Source organism: Rhodoferax sp. (genome assembly GCF_025354435.1).
Lineage (GTDB): Bacteria > Pseudomonadota > Gammaproteobacteria > Burkholderiales > Burkholderiaceae_C > Rhodoferax_B.
In genome coordinates, this window is sequence record NZ_JANXMU010000073.1 from 18,687 (window position 1) to 45,280 (window position 26,594).

Genomic DNA, 26,594 nt, shown 5'->3' on the forward strand with positions numbered 1-26,594 from the left:
TAAGCACATCGCGATGCCGTTGATTCTTCCTCTATGACCCGAAGCCGCAAACTCTTGGCGTTGCTGGTGGCGTTGCTGGTCGCGCTGTACGCGGCCATTGCGGTGTTCCAGTATTCCCAGCAAGAGGGCATGAACCAGGTCAGCCGCCGCACCGACCGCGATGTGGCGTGGAACGTGTCGCAGTTGGAGGTGGAGTACTACCGCTTTGCCTGGGCGCTGGACCGCCGTTTGCTGGCCCCCGAAAGCCAGAGCGCCGAAGACCTGCAACTGCGCTATGACCTGTTTTATAGCCGCGCCGCGCCACTGGACCTGGCCCAGTCTGTTGTGCTGTTGCGCAACCACGAGCTGCTCCAGGCCGCACGCCTGGCGCTCAAGGAATTCCAGGTGGTGGCCGACCCGGTGTTCGACCCCGCAGCCGCCCACCTGCCCACGCGGGCCCAATTGCAGATGCTGCAAACCCGGGTGGCCGACCTGCGCGATGTGGTGCGGGGCCTGTCGCTGGAGTCCAGCGAATCGTCTGCCGCCGTGGTGGAGCAGCGCACTGTGGAAGTGAAGCGGCAAATCACCACCACCCGGCTGCTGACATTATTCCAGGGCCTGCTGACCCTGGGCCTGGTGGTGGCCCTGTACCTGCAATACCGCCAGCGCGAAGCTGCCGGGGCCCAGGCCCAGCAACTGCGCCTGCTGGAGGCCGATGCCCGGCTGGAAACCGAGGCCGTGCAGCGCGCCGCGCAAGACGACCTGTTTGAAATCACCTCCGCACTGCCGCTGGTGGTGTACCGCCTGAAACGCTTTCCTGACGGCCAGAGCCACTACACCTATATGAGCGAGCGGGTGCAGGAAGTCCTGGGGATTTCCGCCGCCAACGTGCTGCAGGATGGCCGGGCCATGGAGGCCACCGTGCACGAGGACGACTTGGCCGAGATGCTGCGTGCCTCGGTCGATGCGCTGCAGAAAATGCAGGTGTTTGCCTGCGACTTTCGCATCCGCCGCGCCGATGGGCAGGTGCACTGGGTGCACTGCGCGTCGGTGCCGCGGGCGCTGCCGGACGGCTCGGTGCTGTCCACCGGCTATTTGCAGGTGATCGACGCGACCAAGGAGCGTGAAATCCGTCTGCACGAAGTCACCGCGCAGCAGCAGGTGATCTTTGACAACATCCCCTCGGGCCTGATCTTCTGGGCCGATGGCCAGATCCGCCAGTGCAACGCCGGGTTTGCGGCCATCGTTGGGCTGCCGGGCCTGGATTTGCAGGATGGCAGTGTGCGCACCTTTGCCATGCTGTTTGCCTCGCCAGAAGAGCACGCAGCCTTCGATGCCGATGTGGATGCCTTGCTCAACCAGAACCATCGGGTGGTGCTGGAGCGCAGCCTCTGCCGCGCCGATGGCAGCCGGTTTGACGGCCGCCTGGTGGGCCAGCGCCTGCAGGTGGCGGCTTTTGCCGAGGCCGAAATCTGGGTGCTGGAAGACATCAGCGAGCGCAAGCACGCCGAAGAAGAGTTGCGCCGCGCCAAAGAGCTGGCCGAGGAGGCCAACCGCTTTAAAACCGACTTCCTGGCCAATATGAGCCACGAAATCCGCACCCCCATGAACGCCATCATCGGCATGTCTTACCTAGCGCATTGACCGACCTGAACCCGCGCCAGCGCGACTACGTGGCCAAAATCCGCCAGTCCGGCCAGCACCTGCTGGGCGTGATCAACGACATCCTGGACTTCTCCAAGGTCGAAGCTGGCAAGCTGTCTATCGAAAACCTGCCCTTCGCCCTGGACAAATTGCTGGAAAACGTGGCCAACGTGGTGTCCGAGAAAGCCGCCGCCAAAGGCCTGGAGCTGGTCTGCGACGTGGCCCCCGAGGTGCCGCAAAGCCTGCGCGGCGACGCGCTGCGGCTGGGCCAGGTGTTGATCAACTTTGCCAACAACGCCATCAAGTTTACCGAGCGCGGCGAAATCAGCATGGCGGTGCGCCTCAAGGCCGGGTCCGACGACACCGCCCTGCTGCGCTTTGAGGTGCGCGACACCGGCATCGGCCTGACCGAAGAGCAAATCAGCCGCCTGTTCCAAAGTTTTCAGCAGGCCGACAGCTCCATCACCCGCAAATACGGCGGCACCGGCCTGGGCCTGGCCATCAGCAAAGCCCTGGCCGAAGCCATGGGCGGCACAGTGGGGGTGGAAAGCACTTTTGGCCAGGGCTCCACTTTCTGGTTTACCGCGCTGCTGGGCCTGGGCGAAGAGGTCGCGCGCCCCGCATTGACCGACCTGGACCTGCGCGGGCGCCGCGTGCTGGTGGTGGACGACAACGCCCACGCCGCCCTCGTGCTGGTAGACATGCTGCGCAGCATGGGTTTTGAGGTGGCCTCGGTCGATTCGGGGGCCAAAGCCGTGGCCGCCGTGCGCGATGCCGCTGCCGGAGGCATGCCCTTTGACATCACCATGCTGGACTGGCAAATGCCCGGCATGGACGGCCTGCAAACGGCGCATGCCATCACCGCGCTGGGGCTGCAGCCCAGCCCCAAGCCTATTCTGGTCACGGCCTACGGGCGCGAAGAAGTGGTGCAGGGCGCGCAGGCTGCGGGCATTGAAGACCTGCTGGTCAAGCCCGTCAACGCCTCGCTGCTGTTCAACACCATGCTGGGCGCGATGGGCCGGGGGGCACTGCCCACCGCGGCGGCGAGCAGCCCGGACAGCGGGGCTTCGGCGCTGGAGGCGCTGGCCCCGCTCAGCGGTGCGCGCATCCTGCTGGTGGAGGACAACGAGCTCAACCAGCAAGTCGCCTGCGAGATGCTGTTCGAGACCGGTTTTGTGGTCGAGATTGCCGACAACGGCCAGATCGCGGTGGACATGGTGGCCCAGGCCCACCAGGATGCCGCACTGCGCTACGACCTGGTGCTGATGGACATGCAAATGCCGGTGATGGACGGGGTTACCGCCACCCGCCTGCTGCGCCAGGACCGCCGTAACGCCATGCTGCCCATCGTGGCCATGACCGCCAACGCCATGGCCGCCGACCGCCAGCGCTGCCTGGATGCAGGCATGAACGACTTTGTCACCAAGCCCATTTATCCCGACGAGCTTTGGCGCGCCCTGGCCCAGTGGATCCGCCCGCGCAGCGGCCTGGGTCTGGTACAGCACGTCGATGTCGACCCCGACTCCCGCACCTCCGCGGCCAGCACCCCGCACGCCGAGGCCACCATGGACGGCCTGCGCCGCATCCCCGGCCTGGACGTGGCCCAGGGCCTGCGCCGCATCATGGGCAAACAGCCGCTGTACCAGGACATGCTGCGCAAGTTCGCCGCCGGGCAGGCCCGCGCCGTGGCCGAGCTGCGGTACAGCCTGGAGCGCGGCGACCTGGACACCGCGGAGCGCACCGCCCACACCCTCAAGGGCGTGGCGGGCAACATCGGCGCTAGCCTGCTGCAGGCCAGCGCCGCCCAGCTGGAGCGTGCCATCCACCTGCAAGAACCGCTGGCCGGTATCCACATCTTGGCCGAACGCACCGCGCAGTTGCTGGACCTGCTGGTGGCCGCCATCGCCCAGCAGCTGCCCGCCCCCATGGCCGTGGTGGTGGCGGCAGCGCCGGTGGATACGGCCCAGGCCGATGCCATCTGCGCGCGGCTGGCCCTGTTGCTGGGGGAGGACGATGCCGAATCCATCGAATTACTGCAAGAGCACGCCGTGCTGCTGCAGCAGGTGTTGCAAGGCCGCTATGCCGAGATAGAAGCGGCAGTGGCCCAGTATGACTTTGAAGCCGCGCTGGGCGTGTTGCAGCGGGGGACGGTTTAACCGCCACGCATCTGGCGGCCTGGTTTAACCGGTATCAAATATGTAGCTATACATGTACTGTTTATATGCGCTAGATGCCAATTCGATATATTTTTTTAACGCAAGCCAACTACTCCACCTTGTCCAGGAGCCTCCCCGCCATGTCTGCCTTCCAGTCCAACCTCTCCATCACCAAGCGCCTCAGCGTGGGCTTTGCGCTGATCCTGCTGCTGTGTTTTATTTCCATCCTGGTGGGTATCGTCAAGCTCAACGCTTCGGCGCAGGCCACGCAGTACATCCTGGGTAGCCCGATCCAGACCGAGCGCCTGGTCAGCGACTGGTACCGCGACATCCACACCAGCGTGCGCCGCACCACCGCCATCGCCAAAAGCAGCGATGCCACGCTGGCCAGCTACTTTGCGCAAGACGCGGCCACCTCTAGCGAGCGCTCCAGCAAGGCCCAGAAAACGCTGGAGCCGCTGATGAAGACCGATGCCGAGAAAGCCCTGTTTGCCGCCATCGGCAGCGCCCGCAAAACCTACGTGGAGGCCCGCGATGCCGTGTCGGCCCTCAAGAAAGAGGGTAAATCCGACGAAGCCAACCAGCTGCTGGAGCAAAAGTTCAGCCCCGCAGGCAAGGCCTACCTGGACGCGCTGGAGGCCTTGATGCTGGCCCAGCGGCAAGACATCGACCTGCAGGCCCAGGGCATGACGGACAACACCACCCAGGGCCGCAACTTGCTGATCGCCGTAGGCACCGTTAGCCTGCTGTTTGGCGTGGTCTGCGCCTGGTGGCTGGCGGGCTCCATCACCCGGCCGCTGGCCGAAGCCAACCGGGCGGCCCGCCAAGTAGCCGCGGGCGACCTGACCGGCCGGATGGAGGCCCACAGCACCGACGAGGTCGGCCAGCTGATCACCAGCCTGCAAGACATGCAGGCCAACCTGGTGCGGGTGGTCAGCAGCGTGCGCCAGGGCTCAGAGAGCGTCTCCACCGCCAGCGCCGAGATCGCCGAGGGCAACCACGACCTGAGCTCGCGCACCGAGAACCAGGCCGCCGCCCTGCAGGAAACCGCTGCCTCGATGCAGGAGCTGAGCAGCACCGTGCGGCAAAACGCCGACAACGCCCGCCAGGCCAACCAGCTGGCCCTGCGCGCGTCCACCGTGGCGGTGCAGGGCGGGGCCGTGGTCAGCCAGGTGGTACAGACCATGAAGGGCATCAACGACAGCTCGCAAAAAATCTCCGACATCATTGGCGTGATCGACGGCATTGCCTTCCAGACCAACATCCTGGCGCTGAATGCCGCTGTGGAAGCCGCCCGCGCGGGCGAGCAGGGCCGGGGCTTTGCCGTGGTGGCCAGCGAAGTGCGCAGCCTGGCCGGCCGCAGCGCCGAGGCCGCCAAGGAGATCAAGGTGCTGATCAGCGCCAGCGTGGAGCGCGTGGCCCAGGGCACCACCCTGGTGGACCAGGCGGGCACCACCATGGCCGAAGTCGTCAGCGCCATCCGCCAGGTCAGCGACATCGTGGGCGAGATCAGCGCCGCCAGCACCGAGCAAAGCGCCGGTGTCAGCCAGGTCGGCGAGGCCGTCACCCAGATGGACCAGGCCACCCAGCAAAACGCCGCCCTGGTGGAAGAAATGGCCGCTGCGGCCAGCAGCCTGCAGCACCAGGCCAGTGACCTGGTGCAGGTGGTGGCGCAATTCAAACTGGAGTAGGTACACCCCCAGGCTTGCCCACTGCGTGTGGCCGCCTACCCCCTTGCAGGGGGCAACAGCAGCGGCCTGGCGGAGCCAGTTCCGCGCTGTTCGCGAGGTGGCTTTGCTGCGCTTGCCTTGGGGCGGGCAGGGGTGCTTATTGGGCCCTTGCCAGAGCCAGTTGCTTGATTTGCTATTAAAAAAATAGCTGTTTGTGTAGGTTGTATATGCGCTGGAGGCTTATTTTATGCCTGAATCCACGCCTATCACCCCACCGCCCAAACACACCTCGCCGTCGTACACCACGGCCGATTGCCCTGGTGTCACGGCCCACTGCGCGTCCGGAAAGTCCAGGCGGAAGCCGCTTTCTGCTGCTGCCAACGTGCACGGCGCATCTGCCTGCCGGTAGCGGCTTTTGGCGGCGTAGGTGCCCGGCGTGGGGGCGTGGCCTGCGACCCAGCTCACGTCGTCGGCCACCAGGGTGTGGGACTGCAGCCAAGGATGGTCGTGGCCTTGCACCACCCACAGGGTGTTGCGCTCCATGTCTTTGCGGGCCACAAACCAGGGGGCGTGTTCGCCGCCGCCGCGCTGCGCGCCTTTTTCCTTGATGCCGCCAATGCCCAGGCCCTGGCGCTGGCCCAGGGTGTAGAAGCTCAGGCCCACGTGCTTGCCCAGCACCCGGCCTTTTTCGTCCTTGATGGGGCCGGGCTCTTTGGCGATGTAGCGGTTCAGGAAGTCGCGGAAGGGCCGCTCGCCGATGAAGCAGATGCCGGTGGAGTCCTTCTTGGCGGCGTTGGGCAGCGCCATCTCAGCGGCAATGCGGCGCACCTCGGTCTTGTGCAACTCGCCCACCGGGAACAGGGTTTTGCTGAGCTGGGCCTGGTTCAGGCGGTGCAGAAAATAGCTTTGGTCTTTGGACGGATCCAGGCCTTTCAGGAGCTGGAATTGGCCGCCCACCTCCCGCACCCGCGCGTAGTGGCCAGTGGCGATTTTCTCGGCACCCAGGCGGATGGCGTGGTCCAGGAACGCCTTGAACTTGATCTCGGCGTTGCACAGGATGTCGGGGTTGGGCGTGCGGCCTGCCTGGTATTCGCGCAGAAACTCGGCAAACACCCGGTCTTTGTACTCGGCGGCGAAGTTGACGTGCTCGATCTCGATGCCGATCACGTCGGCCACGGCGGCGGCATCCACGAAGTCGATGTTGCTGGAGCAGTACTCGCTGTCGTCATCGTCCTCCCAGTTTTTCATGAAGATGCCGATGACCTCATAGCCCTGCTGCTTGAGCAAATAGGCGCTGACGGCCGAATCCACCCCGCCGCTCAACCCGACCACGACCCGTTGTTTGCTGTGTGTTCCCATGCCCCGATTGTAAAAACATGGGCCTGGCCCTGCCTTGCCGCCGGGCAGAAGGCTAGACTGGCCAGGGCTATGGCTTCAAATACGATAGCGCCTCGTGCAGGTGCGAATTGCGCAGAAGGGCTTTTTCATGAAAATTTGTATTTACGGTGCGGGTGCCATCGGCGGCTGGATCGGGGCGCGGCTGGCGGCCCTGGGCGAGCCCGTCAGCGTGGTGGCGCGCGGTGCCACGCTGGCCGCCTTGCAAACCCATGGCTTGCGGCTGCACCACGCCGACGGTGTGCTGCAGGTCCCGGTGCAGGCGGCCGATAGCGCGGCGGCGCTGGGCGTGCAGGACCTGGTGGTGGTAGCGGTCAAGGCCCCGGCCATGGCCGCGGTGGCACGCGGCATCGCCCCGCTCTTGGGGCCGCACACCCTTGTGCTGACGGCGATGAACGGCGTGCCGTGGTGGTTCTTCCAGGGGTTTGGCGGGGCCTACCAGGGCACGGCGCTGACGGCGGTGGATGCCACCGGTGAGATTGCGGCGGCGATTCCGGCCCGGCACGTCATCGGCTGCGTGGTGCACGCCAGTTGCGCGCTGCGGGCCCCGGGCGAGGTGCAGCACCATTTTGGCAACAAACTGATCCTGGGCGAGCCCGCCGGGGGCCGCAGCGAACGGCTGGAGCATTTGGCCGCCTTGCTGACCCGTGCAGGCCTGGAGGTAGAGGTGTCCCCGCAGATCCAGCAAGACACCTGGTTCAAGCTGTGGGGCAATATGACGGTGAACCCGGTCAGCGCACTCACCGGGGCCACCACCGACCTGATCCTGGAGGACCCGCTGGTGCGCGACTTCATCTCGCGGGTGATGCTGGAGGCCAAGGAAATTGGCGCGCGCATCGGCATCCCCATCGACCAGCAGCCCCAAGACCGCCACGCGGTGACGCGCAAGCTGAGGGCTTTCAAGACTTCGATGCTGCAAGACGTGGAAGCGGGCAAACCGGTGGAGCTGGACGCGCTGGTCACGGTGGTGCAGGAGCTGGGCGTGCTGACTGGCGTGGCGACACCGTTTACCGACGCGCTGCTGGGCCTGGCGCGGCTGCAGGCCCGGGTGCGCGGCTTGTATTAACCGGGCGCGGTGTAGACCAGGTCCATCGGAAAGCGCCTACCCGCCAGATAGTCTTCCACACAGCGCAGCAGCATGGGGCTGCGGTGGCGGTGGGTGCTGGCGCGGATTTCGGCGGGGGTCATCCACAGGGTGCGTTTGATGCCGTGGTCCAGTTTGCGCTCGGGGTGGAAGTCGCCCAGCGTGCCGCAAAAGGCAAAGCGTAGGTAGGTGGTGAATTCCGTGCTGTTGGCGGGCAGCAAACGCGCCTGGTACACCCCGACCAGGGCGGTGGGGGTGAAGCTGGTGGCGGTTTCCTCCAGCGTTTCGCGGGCGCAGGCCTCGGCCAGGGATTCGCCGGGCTCCAGGTGCCCGGCGGGGTTGTTCAGCCGCAGGCCCTCGGGCGTGTGTTCTTCGACCAGCAGGAACCGGCCTTCGTGCTCCACCACGGCGGCCACCGTAACGCTGGGTTTCCATCGATGCTTCATAGGGCCTTTATGGTGAAGATCTGTCGCCCAGGCGTGCAGCGGCGGCAGTTGGGTGGATAAAGTCAGTTAAGCTTGCAAGGCAAAGATAGTGACTTTTGCTGCAAATCAAGCAAATAGTTACGCATTTTCAAGAATATTTAAAACCATCGAGGAGACCTTCATGCTGATTGGTGTGCCGCTAGAGACGGCGACCGGAGAAACCCGCGTCGCAGTCACCCCCGAAACCGCCAAAAAGCTGGCTGCCCAGGGCCATACGGTCCGCGTGCAGTCGGGCGCTGGCATTGCCGCCAGCGTGACCGATGCGGCCTACACGGCAGCCGGGGCCGAAATCACCGATGCCGCAGGCGCACTGGGTTGCGACCTGGTGCTCAAGGTGCGCAGTCCGTCGGATGCCGAGGCCGCGCAGATGCGCCCCGGCACCACTTTGGTCGGCATGCTCAACCCCTTCGATGCCGAGGGCCTGCAACGCCTGGCCACGGCGGGTCTGACCAGCTTTGCGCTGGAAGCCGCTCCCCGCACCAGCCGCGCCCAGAGCATGGACGTGCTCTCTAGCCAGGCCAACATCGCCGGCTACAAGGCGGTGATGATGGCCGCCGACAAATACCAGCGCTTCTTCCCCATGCTGATGACCGCCGCGGGCACCGTCAAGGCCGCCCGCGTGGTGATTCTGGGCGTGGGCGTGGCCGGCCTGCAGGCGATTGCCACCGCCAAGCGCCTGGGCGCGGTGATCGAAGCATCCGACGTGCGCCCCAGCGTCAAGGAACAGGTGGAGTCGCTGGGCGGCAAGTTCATCGAGGTGTCGTACGACACGCCGGAAGAAAAAGAAGCAGCCGTGGGCGTGGGCGGCTACGCCAAGCCCATGCCGCCCAGCTGGCTGGCCCGCCAGCAGGTCGAAGTGGCCAAGCGCGTGGCCCAGGCCGATGTGGTGATCTCCACCGCGCTGATTCCTGGCCGCGCCGCGCCCACCTTGATCACCGAAGACATGGTGAAAAGCATGAAGCCCGGCTCGGTGATCGTGGACATCGCCGCAGGCAAGGGGCCGAACGGTGGCGGCAACTGCCCGCTGTCCGAGGCCGACAAAACGGTCGTCAAGCATGGCGTGACGTTGATCGGCGAAACCAACCTGCCCGCACTGGTGGCCGCCGATGCGTCCGCCCTGTACGCCCGCAACATCCTCGACTTTTTGAAGCTGGTGCTGACCAAAGAAGGCACGCTGAACGTGGACCTGGCCGACGACATCGTGGCCGCCTGCCTGGTGACGCAGAACGGAAAGGTCACAAGGGTATGAAAAAGCAGCTCGTTTTGTGTGGGCTGCTGTCGCTGCTTGCCATAGTCCCAGTGTGGGCGCAGAGCAAGTTGGAGATTGGCCGGTTCACTCTCAATTTGGCAGAGTCTGGTTGGGAGAAGCTCGATGCCACCGCGGTAGATGTGGACCTTAAGGGTGCCAGGGGAAAAATGCCGGTCGAAGCAGGACTGGTGGTGTTGCCAGGCTCTAATGGGCAAGTGGTTGCCGCCATTTTGTGGCAGGCAACCCGAGGGGCGGGGACGGGCTTCCAGTGGAGCTTTGACTGCAGACCAAACACCAGTATGTATGTCCACGACTATACCGACGGCAAGCCTTATGTTGCCGAGTGCCTGGGCGGCGGCGGCCCCTTTGTGAGTACACGCATGCTGACGGTGGGCTCGTTAAAACGTATGGGGGATGCGGTCAAGCCCGCGAATAAATCTTTTCCCACTAATGGTTACTTTGCCCGGCTATTCATGGGTATTAGAAATGGCAGCCTGGTAGAGGTAGAGGTCTTTTTGGCACAAAATTTTGCAGGTCTACCGGGGCGTACGCCGGTGGTCGCCAGCATGCCAACTACATTGCCGCCAGCGGTCGCCGCAGGGATGGACGTGCTTGGTGCGTCGGTAAAAGAGGCGCTGTATTCTTTTGGCGGCACGATGACCGTGCCGCCTATCTCGTTTGTTTACTAACAGCCCGTTTACGGACTTTAATACGTCGGAAATCACACCATGGACATTCTTTCCCCCACGGTCACCAACCTGATCATCTTTGTGCTGGCCATCTACGTGGGTTACCACGTGGTCTGGACCGTCACCCCCGCACTGCACACGCCGCTGATGGCCGTCACCAACGCCATCTCGGCCATTGTCATCATCGGCGCCATGCTGGCCGCCGCGCTGACCGAGACCGGCTTGGGTAAAACCATGGGCGTGCTGGCTGTGGCGCTGGCCGCCGTGAATGTGTTCGGTGGCTTCATGGTCACCCGGCGCATGCTGGAGATGTTCAAGAAGAAAGAGAAAAAGACTCCCGCGAAGGACGCCAAATGAGCCTGAATCTCGTCACCCTGTTGTATTTGTTCGCCAGCGTCTGCTTCATCCAGGCGCTCAAAGGGCTGAGTCATCCCACCACCTCGATCCGGGGCAATTTCTTCGGCATGCTGGGCATGGGCGTGGCGGTGGTCACCACCATCGCGCTGATCTTCAAGCTGGCCGGCCAGATGGGCCAAAACGGCATGGAGGGCATGGCCTGGGTACTGGGCGCGCTGCTGGTCGGCGGCTCGGTGGGCACCATCATGGCCAAGCGGGTCGAGATGACCAAGATGCCCGAGTTGGTGGCTTTCATGCACAGCATGATCGGCTTGGCCGCGGTGTTCATCGCCGTGGCCGCCGTGGCCGAGCCCTGGGCGTTTGCGATTGCGGCCAAGGGCATGGCGATCCCCGGTGGTAACCGCATCGAGCTGGCACTGGGTGCCTTCATCGGCGCGGTGACGTTCAGCGGCTCGGTGATTGCGTTTGGCAAGCTTAGCGGCAAGTACAAGTTCCGCCTGTTCCAGGGCACGCCGGTGAGCTTTCCCGGCCAGCACAAGCTGAACCTGGTGCTGGGCCTGGCGGCGGTGTTCTTTGTGTTTGGCTTCTGGCATTCGCAAAGCTGGACCGACATGTGCCTGGTCATCGCCCTGGGCTTTGCCCTAGGTGTGCTGCTGATCATCCCGATTGGCGGGGCCGACATGCCGGTGGTGGTGTCCATGCTGAACAGCTATTCCGGCTGGGCGGCGGCGGGCATTGGCTTCAGCCTGAACAACAGCATGCTGATCATTGCTGGGTCGCTGGTAGGCTCCAGCGGTGCCATCCTGAGCTACATCATGTGCAAGGCCATGAACCGCTCGTTCTTTAACGTGATCGGTGGCGGCTTTGGCGGGGATGCCACGGCTGCAGCGGCGGGTTCTGCCGTGCAGCGCGCGGTCAAGAGCGGCAGTGCCGACGACGCAGCCTTCGTGCTGGGCAATGCCGAAACCGTGGTCATCGTGCCCGGCTACGGCCTGGCCGTTGCGCGCGCCCAGCATGCGGTGAAAGAGCTGGCGCAAAAGCTCACCGACAAGGGCATCATCGTCAAATACGCCATCCACCCGGTGGCCGGGCGCATGCCGGGCCACATGAATGTGCTGCTGGCCGAGGCCGAGGTGCCTTACGACCAGGTGTTTGAAATGGAAGACATCAACGGCGAATTCGGCCAGGTCGATGTGGCCATCATCCTGGGCGCGAACGACGTGGTGAACCCAGCCGCGCACGTCAAGGGCAGCCCCATCTACGGCATGCCCATCCTGGAGGCCTACAAGGCCAAGACCATCATCGTCAACAAGCGCAGCATGGCCGCAGGCTACGCCGGGCTGGACAACGAGCTGTTCTACATGGACAAGACCATGATGGTCTTCGGCGATGCCAAGAAAGTGGTTGAGGACATGGGAAAGGCGATTGAATGACCGAGCGCATTTGGCTCAGCAGCTACCCCCCGGGCGTGCCCGCGGATATCGACCCGACCCGCTACGCATCGCTGCAGGCCCTGCTGGAAGAAAGCTTCCAGAAGTACGCCGACCGCACCGCCTACAGCTTCATGGGCAAGGACCTCAGCTACGGTGAGACCGACACGCTGAGCCGCCAGTTTGCCGCCTACCTGCAAAGCCTGGGCCTGGCCAAGGGCGACCGCGTGGCGGTGATGATGCCCAACGTGCCGCAGTACCCGGTGGCCGTGGCCGCCTTGCTGCGCGCCGGGCTGGTGCTGGTCAACGTGAATCCGCTGTACACCCCGCGCGAGCTGGAGCACCAGTTGAAAGACTCGGGGGCCAAGGCCATCGTGATTCTGGAGAACTTTGCCGCCACCTTGCAGCAATGCCTGGGCAGTACCCCCATCAAGCACGTCGTTCTGTGCGCCATGGGCGACCAGCTCGGGCTGCTCAAGGGCGCGCTGGTCAACTACGTGGTGCGCAAGGTCAAGAAGCTGGTGCCGCCCTTTCAGTTGCCCGGTGCGGTGCGCTTCAACACGGCGCTGGCGCAGGGCCGGCGCGGGGTGTTCATGCCGGTGCCGGTGCAGCCGGACGATATCGCCGTGCTGCAGTACACCGGCGGCACCACTGGCGTGTCCAAAGGGGCCGTGCTGCTGCACCGCAACGTGATTGCCAACGTGCTGCAGTCCGAAGCCTGGAACCAGCCGGTGATGGACAAGGTGCCCAAAGGCGAGCAGCCCACCAGCGTCTGCGCGCTGCCGCTGTACCACATCTTCGCGTTTACCGTGGGCATGATGCTGTCGATGCGCACCGGCGGCAAGTTGATCCTGATCCCCAATCCGCGCGACCTGAAGGCGGTGCTGAAAGAGCTCTCAAAACACCGCATCCACAGCCTGCCCGCGGTCAACACCCTGTTCAACGGCCTGGCCAACCACCCCGACTTCAAGACGGTGGACTGGAGCCACCTGAAAGTGTCCATCGGCGGCGGCATGGCGGTGCAGGCCGCCGTGGCCAAGCTGTGGCTGGAGAAAACCGGCTGCCCGATTTGCGAGGGCTACGGCCTGAGTGAAACCTCGCCCACCGCCAGTTGCAACCCGCCCACGCGCAGCGACTACACCGGCACCATTGGCGTGCCGCTGTCCAGTACCTACTTCAAGCTGCTGGACGATGCGGGTGCCGAGGTGCCCATGGGCCAGCCTGGCGAAATCGCCATCAAGGGCCCGCAGGTGATGGAGGGCTATTGGCTGCGCCCGGAGGAAACGGCCCAGGCCATGACGGCTGACGGTTACTTTAAAACCGGCGACATCGGCACCATGGACGCGAATGGCTATTTCAAAATTGTGGACCGCAAGAAAGACATGGTGCTGGTCAGCGGCTTCAACGTCTACCCGAACGAGATCGAAGACGTGGTAGCCGCCATGCCCGGCGTGCTGGAATGCGCCTGCGTGGGCGTGCCGGACGAGAAAACCGGCGAAGCGGTGAAGGTCGTCATCGTCAAGAAAGACCCGGCCCTGACCGAAGCTGAGGTGCGCGCCTACTGCAAGGCCAACCTCACCGGCTACAAGCAGCCCCGCGTGGTCGAGTTCCGTACCGACCTGCCCAAAACACCAGTCGGCAAAATCCTGCGCCGAGAACTCCGCACCAAAGCATGACTCTGGCGATCTTGAGTGCCCTGGCAGAAGAGCAGCAGGGCATCTTCGAGCAACTGGAGCAGCCCCGGCGTGTGCAGCACGCCGGGCGCAGCTTTGGCCTGGGCCTGTGGTACGGCCAGCCGGTGGTGCTGGCGCTGTCGCGCATCGGCAAGGTGGCGGCGGCTACCACGGCCACGGCCTTGATTGAGAGGTTTGGCGCCAGCCGCATCGTCTTCACCGGCGTGGCCGGTGGGGTGGGCGAGGGCGTGCAGGTGGGCGACGTGGTGGTGGCGGCCGACTTTTTGCAGCACGACATGAACGCCGCGCCGCTGTTCCCGCCGTATGAAGTGCCCTTGTACGACCAGACGCGCTTTCGCTGCGATGAAAAGTTGACAACTACACTTTTGATAGCTGCTAGTGCAAGCGGAATATGCGCTGGAGGCCGATTTTGCTTAAACCCTGAGCCGCCGCGCATCCACCACGGTTTGGTCGCCAGCGGCGACCGTTTTGTGTCTGCCGCCAGCGAAGTGCAGGCATTGCAAACCGCCTTGCGTGCCCACGGCCATGAGGCTTTGGCCGTGGAAATGGAGGGTGCCGCCGTAGCCCAGGTGTGCCATGACTACGGCGTGCCCTTCGCCGCCATGCGCAGCATCTCCGACCGGGCTGACGACACCGCGCACGTTGATTTCCCCGAGTTCATCCGCAGCGTGGCCAGCCGCTACGCGCAGACGATTCTGGCGGAATTCATGCAGCGCCTGGGCTAAGTCAACCAGCCCCGTTTGTAGAAGTACCACATTGGTACTAAGGCGCTGGCTACCATCACGCTGACGGTGTAGGGGTAGCCAAAGCCGCCCAGAAACTCCAGCTCGGGGAATTTCAGGTTCATGCCGTAGACGCTGGCCACCAGGGTGGGCGGCAGCAGGGCCACGCTGGCCACCGAGAATATCTTGATGATCTTGTTCTGGTTGATATTGATGAAACCCACGGTCGCGTCCATCAAGAAGTTGATCTTGTCGAACAAAAACGCGGTGTGCGAGTCCAGCGAATCGATGTCGCGGTGGATCTGCCGGGCTTCTTCGAACTGCTCGGCGTTGAGCATCTTGCTGCGCATCATGAAACTCAGGGCGCGGCGGGTGTCCATCATGTTGCGGCGGATGCGGCCGTTCAAATCCTCGTGGCGGGCGATGGAGCCCAGTACTTCCCCGGCCAGCGCGTCGGTCATATTGCCCGCCAGCACCCGGCGGCTGACTTTTTCCAGGTCTACGTAGATGTCTTCCAGTGTGTCGGCGGAGTATTCGGCATCGGCATCGAAAAGTTTGAGTAAAACTTCCTTGGCATCTTCGATCAGCCCCGGTGCCCGGCGCGCGCGCATGCGCAACAGGCGGAACACCGGCACGTCTTCGTCGTGGATGGAGAACAGCACGCCGCGGCTTTTGAGTTCGGCGTTGTGCTGGTTCAGGATGAAAGCGACGCGCACGGTGCGCGGGTCGGACTCGTCGGCCACCAAAAAGTCGCTGCGGATGTGCAGTTCGCCGTTGTCTTCTTCGTAAAAACGGGCCGATTCTTCAATATCTTCGTCCATCGCGTCTTCGGGGATGGACAGGCCGTAATACTGTTTGATCCAGCGCTTTTCTTCCAGCGTAGGCGATTCCAGGTCTACCCAGATCGGTTGGAAGCGCGATAGCTCCTCTAGCGACTCGATCTCTTCTTGAAACAATCGGCCGTTGGCGAGCGAAAAAATATTCAGCATGGGGCACTCCCTGGGGTGGATGGGCTTGGACGGGGGGTGGGGCTTGGCTTTCAGCCCCCGTGCGGCGCAGGGAGGTGAAAGCTAGCGACTAGGCGCGCTTTCCATGGGGCTTTTTCGGAAGTAACAAAGGCCTGAATTATGGCACCGCCATTGCCGTTCTATACAGGTGGGGCTCAGTCCATGGGCCACCGGTTACACGGAGTAACACCCATTCGAAAGGCCGGGGAAAGGGTTGCGTTCGGGGGCTAACGGGCGCATAGTGAAATGGCTTTCAACGGTGAAAGTGATGCTCTAGGAGGAACTACATGAACTTGACGATCAGCGGACACCATCTGGATGTGACCCCCGCCTTGCGTAACTATGTGACCACCAAACTGGACCGAATAACCCGCCATTTCGACCAGTTGGTAGATGTCAAGGTGCTACTGACGATTGAAAAGCAAAAGGAAAAGCAAGGCCGACAACGCGCTGAATGCAACATCCATGTCAAAGGCAATGACATGTTCGCCGAAAGCTCCCATGCTGATTTGTACGCCGCAGTAGACGAATTGGTCGACAAGCTGGACCGCCAGGTGGTCCGCCACAAAGACCGGGTGCAAGACCACCACCATGAAGCGCCCAAGCGCCTGATGTAAACCCCCGCGCCACAAGCGCACACTGCCAAAGCCGCCCGTCCCACTGGCGGCTTTTTTGTTGGGGCATGCCGACACCCCAGCGCACGTGCATAATTCGCCTCTCTATGAACCGTCTCGCCTCCATCCTGCCCTCCGCTCAAGTGCTCGTGAGCGTCGATGCGTCCAGCAAAAAACGTGCTTTTGAAGAAGCCGGTTTGCTGTTTGAAAACCTGCATGGTCTGAGCCGGGCCCTGATCACCGACAGCCTGTTCGCCCGCGAACGCCTGGGCTCCACCGGTCTGGGGCACGGCGTGGCGATTCCGCATGGCCGTATCAAGGGTCTGAAAGCGCCTATGGCCGCTGTGGTGCAACTGGCCCAGCCGATTGGCTTTGATGCGCCGGATGAACTGCCCGTGGGCCTGCTGATCTTTTTGCTGGTGCCCGAGGCGGCGACCCAGAAGCATCTGGAAATCCTGTCGGAAATCGCCGAGCTGCTGAGCGACGCACCGTTGCGCGAAAAAATCAAGAACGCCGCCGATGCCGAGGCCTTGCACGGCCTGATCTGCGGCTGGCAGTCGGCACAACCCGCTTAATTTTTCAGAGCCCGGACCGCTTTGAAGCCCACCGTCGTCAGTGCCGACGTTCTGTTCGAAGCCTTCCGCTCCCTGCTGCGCTGGGAGTGGGTGGCGGGCCTAGGCGCTTCCGAGCGGCGCTTCGACGAAGTGGCCGTGCGGGCTGCGCGCTCGGGTGCCGATCTGGTCGGCTACCTCAACTACATCCATCCCTACCGCGTGCAGATCATGGGCGAGCGCGAAGTCGCTTACCTGACCAGCGCTTCGTCGGATGACTGCGCCCGCCGTATCGCCCGTATCGTCACGCTGGAGCCGCCGGTGCTGATCATGGCCGACGGCCAGACGGCCCCCGACGCGCTGCTGTCGATGTGCGAACGGGCGCAGATTCCGATGTTTGCCACGCAGGATTCGTCGGCCTTTGTGATCGACGTGCTGCGCGCTTATTTGTCCAAGCATTTTGCCGACCGCACCTCGATGCATGGCGTGTTCATGGACATTCTGGGCCTGGGCGTGATGATCACCGGCGAATCCGGCCTGGGCAAAAGCGAGCTGGGCCTGGAGCTGATTTCCCGCGGCAACGGCTTGGTGGCCGACGATGCGGTCGATCTGTACCGCATCAACCAGACCACCATCGAAGGCCGCTGCCCCGAGCTGCTGCAGAACCTGCTGGAAGTGCGCGGCATCGGCCTGCTGGACATCCGCGGCATCTTTGGCGAAACCGCCGTGCGCCGCAAAATGCGCCTCAAGCTCATCGTCCATCTGGTACGCAAGGAGACCATGGAGCGCGAGTACGAGCGCCTGCCCTACGAGCCGCTGACCCAGGACGTGCTGGGCGTGGCGGTGCGCAAGGTCATCATCCAGGTGGTGGCCGGCCGCAACATAGCCGTGCTGGTCGAAGCCGCGGTGCGCAACACCATTTTGCAGTTGCGCGGCATCGACACTTACCAAGAGTTCGTCGAGCGCCACAGAAAAGCAATGGAAGCCGCAGAATAAGTCTGCTATTGATTGAGTAGCGCCTCACGCAGGCAGAGTAAGCGCTAGCGGACTAAAAGTTCATCAACGCGCTAATGACATACCCCTTCCAGAAACAGCGCGGAACTGGCTTTGCCAGGCCGCTGCTGTTGCCCCCTGCAAGGGGGTGGGCGAAAAGCGCTTGCGCTGTAGCCTGGGGGTGAGCCCTATTTCGCGGTGCAGTCAGCGCACAGGCCGTACAACGACATCGCGTGGTCCTGCACCGTCCAGCCCATGGCCTTGGCCACGATCTGCTGGCGCTGTTCGATCTCGGCGTCGTAAAACTCTTCCACCTTGCCGCAGGACGTGCAGACAAAGTGGTCGTGGTGGCGGCCTTCGTTCAGCTCGTACACCGATTTGCCCGATTCAAAATGGCTGCGCGACAAAATGCCCGCCTGCTCGAACTGCGTCAGCACCCGGTACACCGTGGCCAAGCCGATGTCGGAGTGCTCCAGCAGCAGCACCCGGAACACGTCTTCCGCCGTCATGTGGCGCAGCTCGCCAGTTTGGAAAATCTCCAGGATTTTCAGGCGGGGCAGGGTGGCTTTCAGGCCGGTGTTCTTGAGTTCGTCGATATTGGCCATGGCGGCAGGTCTTTCTGGAGTCGGGGGCTGCGCAAGGGCAACCAGTACAATCGTTGGATCATATCGCCTGAGTCTCACCCTATGTTTGAACCCTCTTTGCGCGGCACTCTGACCGCCCTGGCCCTTGCGGCATGCGCGGCTCTTGGGGCCTGTAGCAGTATCGACACCAGCACCCGCAATTTCGTCGGTTCGCTGGCTCCGTACAAGATGGAAGTGGTGCAAGGCAACTTCGTCTCCAAAGAGCAGGTTGATGCCCTCAAGCCCGGCATGGCCCGCGAGCAGGTGAAGGACATTCTGGGCACCTCGCTGCTGCAAGACGTGTTCCACGCCGACCGTTGGGACTACGTGTTCACCATGCGCCGCCAGGGCACCGAGCCGCAGGCCCGCAAGTTCACCGTGTACTTCAAGGGTGACGTGATGGACCACGTCGAGGGCGACGCCATGCCCAGCGAGAGCGAATTTGTCGGTCTGCTGGCCAAGTCGCACCCGGTCAAATCCGTGCCCCTGCTGGAAGCCAGCGAAGACCGCCTGAAGTCGTTCGCTGTGCCGGTGGCCCCGCCTGCCACGGCCGCTGCCGCTGCGGCGGTGCCTGCCACGGCCTACCCCCCGCTTGAAGCCCCCTCTGCCCAATAGGTTCCGGTGATGACTGACACATCTTCTCCCCTGGGCGCAGCTACGCCCCTGGCGCACGCGATTGCCGTAGCTGGTGCATCGGGCCGCATGGGCCATATGCTGATCGAAGCCATCCGCGACGCGGACGACTGCGTGCTGGCCGGTGCGCTGGACATCGCCAGCAGCCCCCAGATCGGTGCCGACGCGGCGGCCTTCCTGGGCCACAACACCGGGGTGGCCATCACCGCCGACCTGCACGAAGGCCTGAAAGCCGCCCGTGTGCTGATCGACTTCACCCGCCCCGAAGGCACGCTGGCGCACCTGCGCATGTGCCGCAGCCTGGGCGTGAACGCGGTGGTCGGCACGACCGGCTTTAGCGACGCGCAAAAGACCGAGATCGCCGAAATCGCCCAGCACATCGCCATCATGATGGCCCCCAATATGAGCGTGGGCGTGAACGTCACCCTCAAGCTGCTGGAGATGGCCGCCAAAGCCCTGTCCACCGGCTACGACATCGAAATCGTCGAAGCCCACCACCGCCACAAGATCGACGCGCCCTCGGGCACGGCGCTGAAAATGGGCGAAGTGATCGCCGAGGCCATGGGCCGCGACCTGAAGGAATGTGCGGTCTACGAGCGCTACGGCATCACCGGCGAACGCGACCCGTCCAGCATCGGCTTTGCCACCATCCGCGGTGGCGACATTGTGGGCGACCACACGGTGCTGTTCGCGGGCACGGGCGAGCGCATCGAGATCAGCCACAAGTCGTCCAGCCGCGCCACCTACGCCCAAGGCAGCCTGCGCGCCGTGCGATTCCTGGCCCATAAACGCACAGGCCTGTTCGACATGTTCGACGTGTTGGGTTTGAAGTAAGTCCATGGATCTCCAGCAGTTGCTGACCCAGGGCGACTTCGTCAGCCGGGCGGTCGCGCTGCTGCTGCTGGCCATGTCGGTGGGCAGCTGGGCGGTGATTGTCTGGAAGGGCTGGATGTTGCGCCGCGCCCGCACCGACGTGGCCCGCAGCGTGGCCGCTTTCTGGCAGGCACCCACGGTCGCCGAAGCCCAGCAGCGTTTAGCATCTTTTGACCCTCTCCCGCTAGTCCTGCCTTTGGTTCTAGCTACAAAAATAGAAGCAACTGGCACTTTGGCCGCCGCGGGCGACCGCTCCCAGCAGCTCACCCGCGTACTGCGCAATGCCTTGCACGCCGTGCTGCACAAGCTGCAGTTTGGCCAGGTGATGCTGGCCACCGTGGGCTCCACCGCACCGTTCGTGGGTTTACTGGGCACCGTCTGGGGTATTTACCACGCGCTGGGCGCGATTGCGGTGGCGGGCCAGATGAGCATCGACAAAGTGGCCGGCCCGGTGGGCGAGTCGCTGGTGATGACCGCCGCAGGCCTGGCCGTGGCCATCCCCGCCGTACTGGCCTACAACGTCTATGGCCGCCTGATCGGCAGCATCGAAGCCGACCTGGAAGGCTTTGCCCGCGACCTGCGCGAACTGTTGTCGGTACACTAGCATGGCCTTCGGTCGCCTGGAACGCACCAAGGCTTCCGAGCCCATGAGCGACATCAACATGACCCCGCTGGTCGATGTGATGCTGGTGCTGGTGGTGATCTTCATCCTGACCGCGCCTCTGCTATCCAGCTCCATCCAGCTGGACCTACCCAAAACCGATGCCGCCAAGTCCCAAAGCGCGCCCCAATTCGTCACCCTGGTGGTGGACAGAGCCGGCCACACCTTCTTGAACGACCAGCCGGTGACAGCCGCCGAATTGGCCATCCAGCTCGCCCTGGCCGCTGACCAAAACCCCGACACCGAGGTGCAATTGCGCGCCGACACCACCGTGCCCTATGGCCGCGTGGTCGAGGTGATGGGCGTGGCGCAGAAGGCTGGGCTGAACAAGATCGGCTTTGTGGCCCAGCCGCCGACTGCCGCAGTGGCATCCACACCCTAAAATCAGTCTGTTGCGGTCCTTGCGCCGCCCTGTGTCCTTGCTTCCCAAGTCTGCCATGCTCGAAAAATACAACCATCTCGAAATCGAAGCCGCCGCCCAAACCCATTGGACGGCTGCCGATGCCTACCGCGTCACTGAAGACCGGTCGAAGAAAAAGTTCTACGCCTGCTCCATGCTGCCCTACCCCAGCGGCAAGCTGCACATGGGCCACGTGCGCAACTACACCATCAACGACATGCTGGCGCGCCAGTTGCGCATGCAGGGCTACAACGTGCTCATGCCCATGGGCTGGGACGCGTTTGGCCTGCCCGCAGAAAACGCCGCTTTAAAAAATGGCGTGCCGCCCGCGCAGTGGACCTTCGACAACATCGCCTACATGAAGACCCAGATGCAGGCCATGGGCCTGGCTATCGACTGGAGCCGCGAGATCGCCACCTGCACGCCCGAGTACTACAAGTGGAACCAGTGGCTGTTTTTGAAGATGCTGGACAAAGGCATTGCCTACCGCAAGACCCAGGTCGTCAACTGGGACCCGGTAGACATGACCGTGCTGGCCAACGAGCAGGTGATCGACGGCAAGGGCTGGCGCACCGGCGCAGTGGTAGAAAAGCGCGAAATCCCCGGCTACTACCTGAAGATCACCGACTACGCCGACGAGCTGCTGGGCCAGGTCAAGGATGACTTGCCCGGCTGGCCCGAGCGCGTCAAGCTGATGCAAGAGAACTGGATTGGCAAGAGCGAGGGCGTGCGCTTTGCGTTCCCGCACACCATCAAGAACGCCAAGGGCCAGTTGATCGACGGCGGCAAGATGTATGTCTTTACCACCCGTGCCGATACCATCATGGGCGTGACCTTTTGCGCCGTGGCCCCCGAGCACCCGCTGGCCACGCACGCTGCCCAGACCAACCCGAAGCTGGCCGCCTTTATTGAAGCCTGCAAGCAGGGTGGTACCACCGAGGCCGAGCTGGCGGTGCGCGAAAAAGAAGGTATGCCCACCGGCCTGCAGGTCATCCATCCGCTCAACGGCCACAAAATCGACGTGTGGGTCGGCAACTACGTGCTGATGGGCTATGGCGATGGCGCGGTGATGGGCGTACCGGCCCACGACGAGCGCGACTTCACCTTCGCCCTGAAATACGACCTGCCCATCGTCCAGGTGGTGCATGTAGACCATCTGCAATACGACTACCACCACTGGAACGATTGGTACGGTGACAAACAGCGTGGTGTCACCATCAACTCCGACAGCTTTAGCGGCCTGTGCTTCCAGGAAGCGGTGAACGCCGTGGCCCATGCGCTGCAGGTCAAGGGCCTGGGCGAGAAAAAGACCACCTGGCGCCTGCGCGACTGGGGCGTGAGCCGCCAGCGCTACTGGGGCACGCCTATCCCCATCATCCACTGCGACGAACACGGCGCGGTGCCGGTGCCCGAGAAGGATTTGCCTGTGGTGCTGCCGCAAGACTGTATCCCCGACGGCTCGGGCAACCCGCTGCACAAGCACGAAGGCTTCCACGCCGGTGTGGTCTGCCCGGTCTGCGGCAAGCCCGCCCGGCGCGAAACCGACACCATGGACACCTTTGTCGATTCCAGCTGGTACTTTATGCGCTATTGCGACCCGCACAAGACGGACGGCATGGTGGGCGAGGGCGCGGACTACTGGATGCCGATGGACCAGTACATCGGCGGCATCGAACACGCCATCCTGCACCTGCTGTACGCCCGCTTCTGGACCAAGGTGATGCGCGACCTGGACCTGGTGAAGTGCGACGAACCGTTTAGCAAGCTGCTAACCCAAGGGATGGTGCTCAACGGCGCGTTCTCGCACAAGCCTGCGGGCGGCGGCGTGCAGTACCACTGGGAAAGCGAAGTCGATGTGGCCCGCAACGAGCGCGACCAGATCGTCGGCGGCACGCTCAAGGCTGATGGCTCGGTGCTGCACTACGAGCTCACCACCATGAGCAAGAGCAAGAGCAACGGTGTGGATCCGCAAGATTTGATCGAAAAATACGGTGCCGACACCGCCCGCCTGTACACCATGTTCACCGCGCCGCCCGAGGCCACGCTGGAGTGGAACGACGCGTCGGTCGAGGGCAGCTACCGCTTTCTGCGCCGGGTGTGGAATTTTGGTGTCAAGCTGGCTGCTACAGATTTCGCAGCTGCCCATGCAAGCGCTATAAGTGCTAGCAGCCTGAAAGATGTTAAATTTGGCAAAGAGGCCAAGGCCTTGCGCCACGAAGTCCACACCGTGCTCAAACAGGTGGATTACGACTACCAGCGCATGCAGTACAACACCGTGGTGTCGGGTGGCATGAAGCTGCTCAACGCCCTGGAAGATTTCAAGGCGCTGGACACACCGGGTGCCCAGGTGGCGCTGATTGAGAGCTTCGGCATCCTGCTGCGCTGCCTGTACCCGGCCACGCCGCACATCACCCACGCGCTGTGGACCGAGCTGGGCTACGCCGACCGCTTTGGCGACCTGCTGGACGCGCCCTGGCCGGTGGTCGACTCGCTGGCCCTGGTGCAGGACGAGATCGAGCTGATGTTGCAAGTCAACGGCAAATTGCGCGGCTCCATTCGGGTGCCCGCTACCGCCAGCAAGGCCGAGATCGAAGCTGCCGCGTTGGCCTGCGAAGCTTTTACCAAGGCGGCGGCCGGGGCTGCGCCCAAGAAAATCATCGTGGTGCCTGGGCGCCTGGTGAACCTGGTGCTGTGATGCTGCGCCGCACCTTCCTCCTCGCCGCGCCCGCCGTGTCGGCCCTGGGCTTGACCGCCTGCGGTTTTGCCTTGCGCCAAGCCCCCAATTACCCGTTTGCCACCATCTTTGTGCGCGTAGCCGAGGGCTCGTCGCTGGGCAATGAGCTCAAGCGCAACCTGGCGGCAGGCGGCAAACTGGAGGTGGTGACAGACCCCAAACGCCTGGACAGCGTCGAAGTGGTGCTGGAAGTCATCACCGACCAGCGTGAAAAAAGCGTGGCCTCGCTCACCTCGGCGGGCCAGGTGCGTGAATTCCAGCTGCGTTCGCGCGTGAAGTTCCGCCTGCGCACGCCGCAGGGCAAAGAACTCATCACCGACACCGAAATCTTGCAGCAGCGCGACATCAGCTACACCGAAACCCAGGCCCTGTCCAAAGAAGCCGAAGAGCAGCTGCTGTACCGCAACATGCAAACCGACATCGTGCAGCAGATCATGCGACGCATCGCGTCGGTTCAAGCGCTGTAGATGCAACTCGCCCCCGGCCAGCTCGCCGCGCAGCTTTCCAAAGGCCTGCGCTCGCTCTACACCCTGCACGGCGACGAGCCGCTGCTGGTGCAGGAGGCGCTGGATGCCATCCGCGCCACTGCCCGTGCGCAGGGCTTTACCGAGCGCACGGTGCACGTGGTGGCGGGGGCGCATTTCGACTGGAGCGAGGTGCTGGCGGCGGGGGGCTCGCTCAGCCTGTTTGCCGACAAGCAAATTTTGGAAGTGCGCATCCCCTCCGGCAAGCCGGGCAAAGACGGCAGCACCGCCCTGCAGCACCTGGCCCACCAGGCCGAAGGCAATACCGACACCCTCACCCTGGTGGTACTGCCCCGGCTCGACAAGGTGGCCAAGTCTGCCGCCTGGTTTGTGGCGCTGGAGAAATTTGGCATCACCATCCAGGTCGAACCGGTAGAGCGCGGTGCGCTGCCACAGTGGATCGCCCAGCGCCTACAAGCCCAGGGGCAGCGGGTGCAGGCCGGGGTGGAGGGCCAACAAACCCTGCAGTTTTTTGCCGACCGGGTTGAAGGCAACCTGCTGGCCGCGCACCAAGAGATCCAAAAGCTGGCCTTGCTGTACCCGGCGGGCGAGCTGCAGTGGGCGCAGGTGGAGTCCGCCGTGCTGAATGTGGCCCGCTACGACGTGTTCAAGCTGTCCGAGGCCGTGCTGGGCGGGCAGCGCCTGCGGGTGCAGCGCATGCTCGACGGCCTGCAGGCCGAGGGCGAGGCCGAGGTGCTGGTGCACTGGGCGCTGGCCGAAGACATCCGCACCCTGCAACGCGTCAAAACCGCCATGGATGCCGGTAAACCTTTGCCCATGGCGCTGCGTGAAAACCGCGTCTGGGGCGCCAAAGAGCGCCTGTTTGAGCGCGTGCTGCCCCGCATGCCGAGCCCATTGATCGCCCAGCTTCTGCAGTCGGCCCACCAGGTGGACGGTATCGTCAAGGGTTTGAAGCAGCCCGACTGGCCCGCCGACCCCTGGCAGGCCTTGCACCGGCTGGCGGGCATGCTGTGCGCGGCGTGCGCTCTTCCGGCGGGGCGTTAAAAGCCCTCTGGTTACGTGGGCCGTGACAAAATACGGCCATGAACGCCCTCAACATCGCCGAATACACCCAATCGCTCGGTTTACAAGCAAAAGTAGCCTCTGCGCAGATGGCGCGTGCGCCTGCAGCTATTAAAAATGTAGCTTTGCGCGCTCTGGCCCGCTTGCTGCGCGAGAGCACCGCTGCGCTGCAAACCGAGAATGCCAAAGATCTGGACCGCGCCCGCGCCGCCGGGCTGGCCGCGCCCCTGGTGGACCGCCTCAAGCTCAGCCCGCAAACGCTGGAAACCTGCGCCCAGGGTTGCGAGCAGCTGGCGGCCATGGCCGACAGCATTGGCGAGATCATCGGCCTGCAGCAGCAGCCCAGCGGCATCCGCGTAGGCCAGATGCGCGTGCCGATTGGCGTGTTCGGTATGATTTTTGAGAGCCGCCCGAATGTGACTATCGAGGCCGCCAGCCTGTCGATCAAAAGCGGCAACGCCTGCATCCTGCGCGGCGGCTCCGAGGCTATCGACTCCAACAAAGCGCTGGCGCTGCTGGTGCAACAGGCGCTGCTGGAAGCTGGGTTGCCAGCCGATGCGGTGCAACTGGTGCAAACCACCGACCGCGAAGTGGTGGGCCAGCTGATCACCATGCCCCAGTATGTGGACGTGGTAATTCCGCGCGGCGGCAAGGGCCTGATCGAGCGCATCAGCCGCGATGCCAAGGTGCCGGTGATCAAGCACCTGGACGGCAACTGCCATGTGTACGTGGACGACCCCAGCGACATCGCCATGGCGGTCACTGTGGCCGACAACGCCAAGACCAGCAAGTACAGTCCTTGTAACGCCACCGAAGGCCTGCTGGTAGCGCGTGGCGTGGCGGCAGAGTTCTTGCCGCTGATCGGTGCAATTTATGCAAAAAAGGGTGTAGAAATGCGCTGCGATCCGGCTGCAGCGCAGATATTGCTTGCGCATGATGCTATCAAAATAAATGCAAAAATCATAGCAGCTACCGAGCAGGACTGGTACGAGGAGTACCTGGCCCCCATCATCAGCATCAAGGTGGTCGAGGGCGTGGACGAAGCCATCGCCCACATCAACCAGTATTCATCACACCACACCGATGCCATCCTGACCCGCGACCATATGCACGCCCAGCAGTTTCTGCGCGAGGTGGACTCGGCCAGCGTGATGGTCAACACCAGCACCCGGTTTGCCGATGGCTTCGAGTACGGGCTGGGGGCGGAAATTGGCATCAGCACCGACAAGTTCCACGCCCGTGGCCCGGTCGGTCTGGCCGGGCTGACCTCGTTGAAATACGTGGTGCTGGGCCAGGGAGAAGTCAGGCTGTAGCACGCCCCCAGGCTTGTTCACTGCCCCGAAATCGGCTTGCAAAGCGGAGGACGCAGGTAACCGCGCCCACCCCCCCCTCGCATAGGTTTGA

Annotated in this window: 25 protein-coding genes; 21 read left to right on the plus strand and 4 right to left on the minus strand. The window is 63.5% G+C overall.

The features are described 5' to 3' along the window. The first annotated feature begins 33 nt into the window (after positions 1-33). The 3 genes from Q0T48_RS18025 (at position 34) to Q0T48_RS18035 (ending at position 5,470) form a co-directional block, all read left to right on the plus strand. Positions 34-1,623 (plus strand): PAS domain-containing protein, encoded by a 1,590-nt coding sequence (locus tag Q0T48_RS18025; RefSeq protein ID WP_295959140.1) that lies wholly within the window; start codon positions 34-36, stop codon positions 1,621-1,623. Then, complete coding sequence (locus tag Q0T48_RS18030) at positions 1,620-3,779, plus strand: response regulator (protein WP_295959141.1); 2,160 nt, start codon at positions 1,620-1,622, stop codon at positions 3,777-3,779. The genes Q0T48_RS18025 and Q0T48_RS18030 overlap by 4 nt, the downstream gene beginning before the upstream one ends. Before the next feature lie 140 nt (positions 3,780-3,919). Further along, positions 3,920-5,470: a methyl-accepting chemotaxis protein gene (locus Q0T48_RS18035; protein WP_295959143.1), complete on the plus strand. Its 1,551-nt coding sequence runs from the start codon at positions 3,920-3,922 to the stop codon at positions 5,468-5,470. Positions 5,471-5,689: 219 nt separating this feature from the next. Here the strand turns inward: Q0T48_RS18035 and mnmA are convergent, their stop codons facing one another. Then, positions 5,690-6,808, minus strand: a complete 1,119-nt coding sequence (gene mnmA / locus Q0T48_RS18040) for a tRNA 2-thiouridine(34) synthase MnmA (RefSeq protein ID WP_295959146.1) — start codon at positions 6,806-6,808, stop codon at positions 5,690-5,692. Positions 6,809-6,935: 127 nt separating this feature from the next. Here mnmA and Q0T48_RS18045 point away from each other — a divergent pair, with 127 nt between their 5' ends. Continuing rightward, on the plus strand, positions 6,936-7,910 hold the full coding sequence (locus Q0T48_RS18045; RefSeq protein ID WP_295959148.1) for a 2-dehydropantoate 2-reductase: 975 nt from the start codon (positions 6,936-6,938) through the stop codon (positions 7,908-7,910). Here Q0T48_RS18045 and Q0T48_RS18050 read toward each other — a convergent pair. Continuing rightward, complete coding sequence (locus Q0T48_RS18050) at positions 7,907-8,374, minus strand: NUDIX hydrolase (protein WP_295959150.1); 468 nt, start codon at positions 8,372-8,374, stop codon at positions 7,907-7,909. The genes Q0T48_RS18045 and Q0T48_RS18050 overlap by 4 nt on opposite strands. A gap of 160 nt (positions 8,375-8,534) precedes the next feature. Here Q0T48_RS18050 and Q0T48_RS18055 point away from each other — a divergent pair, with 160 nt between their 5' ends. The 6 genes from Q0T48_RS18055 to Q0T48_RS18080 are packed head-to-tail and all read left to right on the plus strand — an operon-like array spanning position 8,535 to position 14,557. After that, a complete protein-coding gene (locus tag Q0T48_RS18055; protein ID WP_295959153.1) occupies positions 8,535-9,662 on the plus strand; it encodes a Re/Si-specific NAD(P)(+) transhydrogenase subunit alpha in 1,128 nt (375 codons plus the stop codon). After that, positions 9,659-10,351, plus strand: a complete 693-nt coding sequence (locus Q0T48_RS18060) for a hypothetical protein (protein ID WP_295959154.1) — start codon at positions 9,659-9,661, stop codon at positions 10,349-10,351. Before Q0T48_RS18055 ends, Q0T48_RS18060 begins: the two co-directional genes overlap by 4 nt. 39 nt (positions 10,352-10,390) lie before the next feature. Continuing rightward, positions 10,391-10,708, plus strand: a complete 318-nt coding sequence (locus Q0T48_RS18065; protein ID WP_295959156.1) for an NAD(P) transhydrogenase subunit alpha — start codon at positions 10,391-10,393, stop codon at positions 10,706-10,708. After that, entirely contained in the window at positions 10,705-12,141 is a 1,437-nt protein-coding gene (locus tag Q0T48_RS18070; RefSeq protein WP_295959159.1) for an NAD(P)(+) transhydrogenase (Re/Si-specific) subunit beta, read from the plus strand. The genes Q0T48_RS18065 and Q0T48_RS18070 overlap by 4 nt, the downstream gene beginning before the upstream one ends. Next, the gene (locus Q0T48_RS18075) at positions 12,138-13,814 is read left to right on the plus strand and encodes a long-chain-fatty-acid--CoA ligase (protein WP_295959162.1); all 1,677 of its coding nucleotides are present in this window, start codon (positions 12,138-12,140) and stop codon (positions 13,812-13,814) included. Before Q0T48_RS18070 ends, Q0T48_RS18075 begins: the two co-directional genes overlap by 4 nt. After that, a complete protein-coding gene (locus Q0T48_RS18080) occupies positions 13,811-14,557 on the plus strand; it encodes a 5'-methylthioadenosine/adenosylhomocysteine nucleosidase (RefSeq protein ID WP_295959164.1) in 747 nt (248 codons plus the stop codon). Before Q0T48_RS18075 ends, Q0T48_RS18080 begins: the two co-directional genes overlap by 4 nt. Here Q0T48_RS18080 and corA read toward each other — a convergent pair. Then, on the minus strand, positions 14,554-15,543 hold the full coding sequence (gene corA / locus Q0T48_RS18085) for a magnesium/cobalt transporter CorA (RefSeq protein WP_295959168.1): 990 nt from the start codon (positions 15,541-15,543) through the stop codon (positions 14,554-14,556). The genes Q0T48_RS18080 and corA overlap by 4 nt on opposite strands. A gap of 305 nt (positions 15,544-15,848) precedes the next feature. Between corA and raiA the strand changes: the two genes are divergently transcribed. The 3 genes from raiA to hprK all read left to right on the plus strand — a co-directional run bounded on the left by raiA (position 15,849) and on the right by hprK (position 17,722). Then, positions 15,849-16,178 (plus strand): ribosome-associated translation inhibitor RaiA, encoded by a 330-nt coding sequence (raiA, locus tag Q0T48_RS18090; protein WP_295959171.1) that lies wholly within the window; start codon positions 15,849-15,851, stop codon positions 16,176-16,178. A gap of 104 nt (positions 16,179-16,282) precedes the next feature. Further along, positions 16,283-16,750 (plus strand): PTS sugar transporter subunit IIA, encoded by a 468-nt coding sequence (locus tag Q0T48_RS18095; RefSeq protein WP_295959174.1) that lies wholly within the window; start codon positions 16,283-16,285, stop codon positions 16,748-16,750. A gap of 21 nt (positions 16,751-16,771) precedes the next feature. Beyond that, positions 16,772-17,722: an HPr(Ser) kinase/phosphatase gene (gene hprK / locus Q0T48_RS18100; RefSeq protein ID WP_295959177.1), complete on the plus strand. Its 951-nt coding sequence runs from the start codon at positions 16,772-16,774 to the stop codon at positions 17,720-17,722. A gap of 185 nt (positions 17,723-17,907) precedes the next feature. Here hprK and fur read toward each other — a convergent pair whose 3' ends face one another. Next, the gene (gene fur / locus Q0T48_RS18105; RefSeq protein ID WP_295959180.1) at positions 17,908-18,324 is read right to left on the minus strand and encodes a ferric iron uptake transcriptional regulator; all 417 of its coding nucleotides are present in this window, start codon (positions 18,322-18,324) and stop codon (positions 17,908-17,910) included. Between the two features lie 81 nt (positions 18,325-18,405). On the opposite strand from fur, the gene Q0T48_RS18110 reads away from it, so the two are divergent. Genes Q0T48_RS18110 through Q0T48_RS18145 form a run of 8 tightly spaced genes read left to right on the plus strand, consistent with a single transcriptional unit; the run spans position 18,406 to position 26,503 of the window. Continuing rightward, positions 18,406-18,957 carry an outer membrane protein assembly factor BamE gene (locus Q0T48_RS18110; protein ID WP_295959183.1) on the plus strand — a complete coding sequence of 184 codons (552 nt, stop codon included), beginning with the start codon at positions 18,406-18,408 and terminating at the stop codon, positions 18,955-18,957. A gap of 9 nt (positions 18,958-18,966) precedes the next feature. Beyond that, positions 18,967-19,809 carry a 4-hydroxy-tetrahydrodipicolinate reductase gene (dapB, locus tag Q0T48_RS18115; RefSeq protein WP_295959185.1) on the plus strand — a complete coding sequence of 281 codons (843 nt, stop codon included), beginning with the start codon at positions 18,967-18,969 and terminating at the stop codon, positions 19,807-19,809. Positions 19,810-19,813: 4 nt separating this feature from the next. Further along, entirely contained in the window at positions 19,814-20,452 is a 639-nt protein-coding gene (locus Q0T48_RS18120; RefSeq protein WP_295959188.1) for a MotA/TolQ/ExbB proton channel family protein, read from the plus strand. A 1-nt stretch (position 20,453) separates the two neighbouring features. Next, entirely contained in the window at positions 20,454-20,891 is a 438-nt protein-coding gene (locus tag Q0T48_RS18125; RefSeq protein ID WP_295959189.1) for a biopolymer transporter ExbD, read from the plus strand. Positions 20,892-20,946: 55 nt separating this feature from the next. Beyond that, complete coding sequence (gene leuS / locus Q0T48_RS18130; RefSeq protein WP_295959557.1) at positions 20,947-23,604, plus strand: leucine--tRNA ligase; 2,658 nt, start codon at positions 20,947-20,949, stop codon at positions 23,602-23,604. Continuing rightward, a complete protein-coding gene (gene lptE, locus Q0T48_RS18135) occupies positions 23,604-24,110 on the plus strand; it encodes an LPS assembly lipoprotein LptE (protein WP_295959190.1) in 507 nt (168 codons plus the stop codon). Before leuS ends, lptE begins: the two co-directional genes overlap by 1 nt. Then, on the plus strand, positions 24,111-25,172 hold the full coding sequence (gene holA, locus Q0T48_RS18140; RefSeq protein ID WP_295959192.1) for a DNA polymerase III subunit delta: 1,062 nt from the start codon (positions 24,111-24,113) through the stop codon (positions 25,170-25,172). A 38-nt stretch (positions 25,173-25,210) separates the two neighbouring features. After that, positions 25,211-26,503, plus strand: coding sequence for a glutamate-5-semialdehyde dehydrogenase (locus tag Q0T48_RS18145; protein ID WP_295959195.1), 1,293 nt, complete (start codon positions 25,211-25,213; stop codon positions 26,501-26,503). Positions 26,504-26,594: the final 91 nt, after the last annotated feature.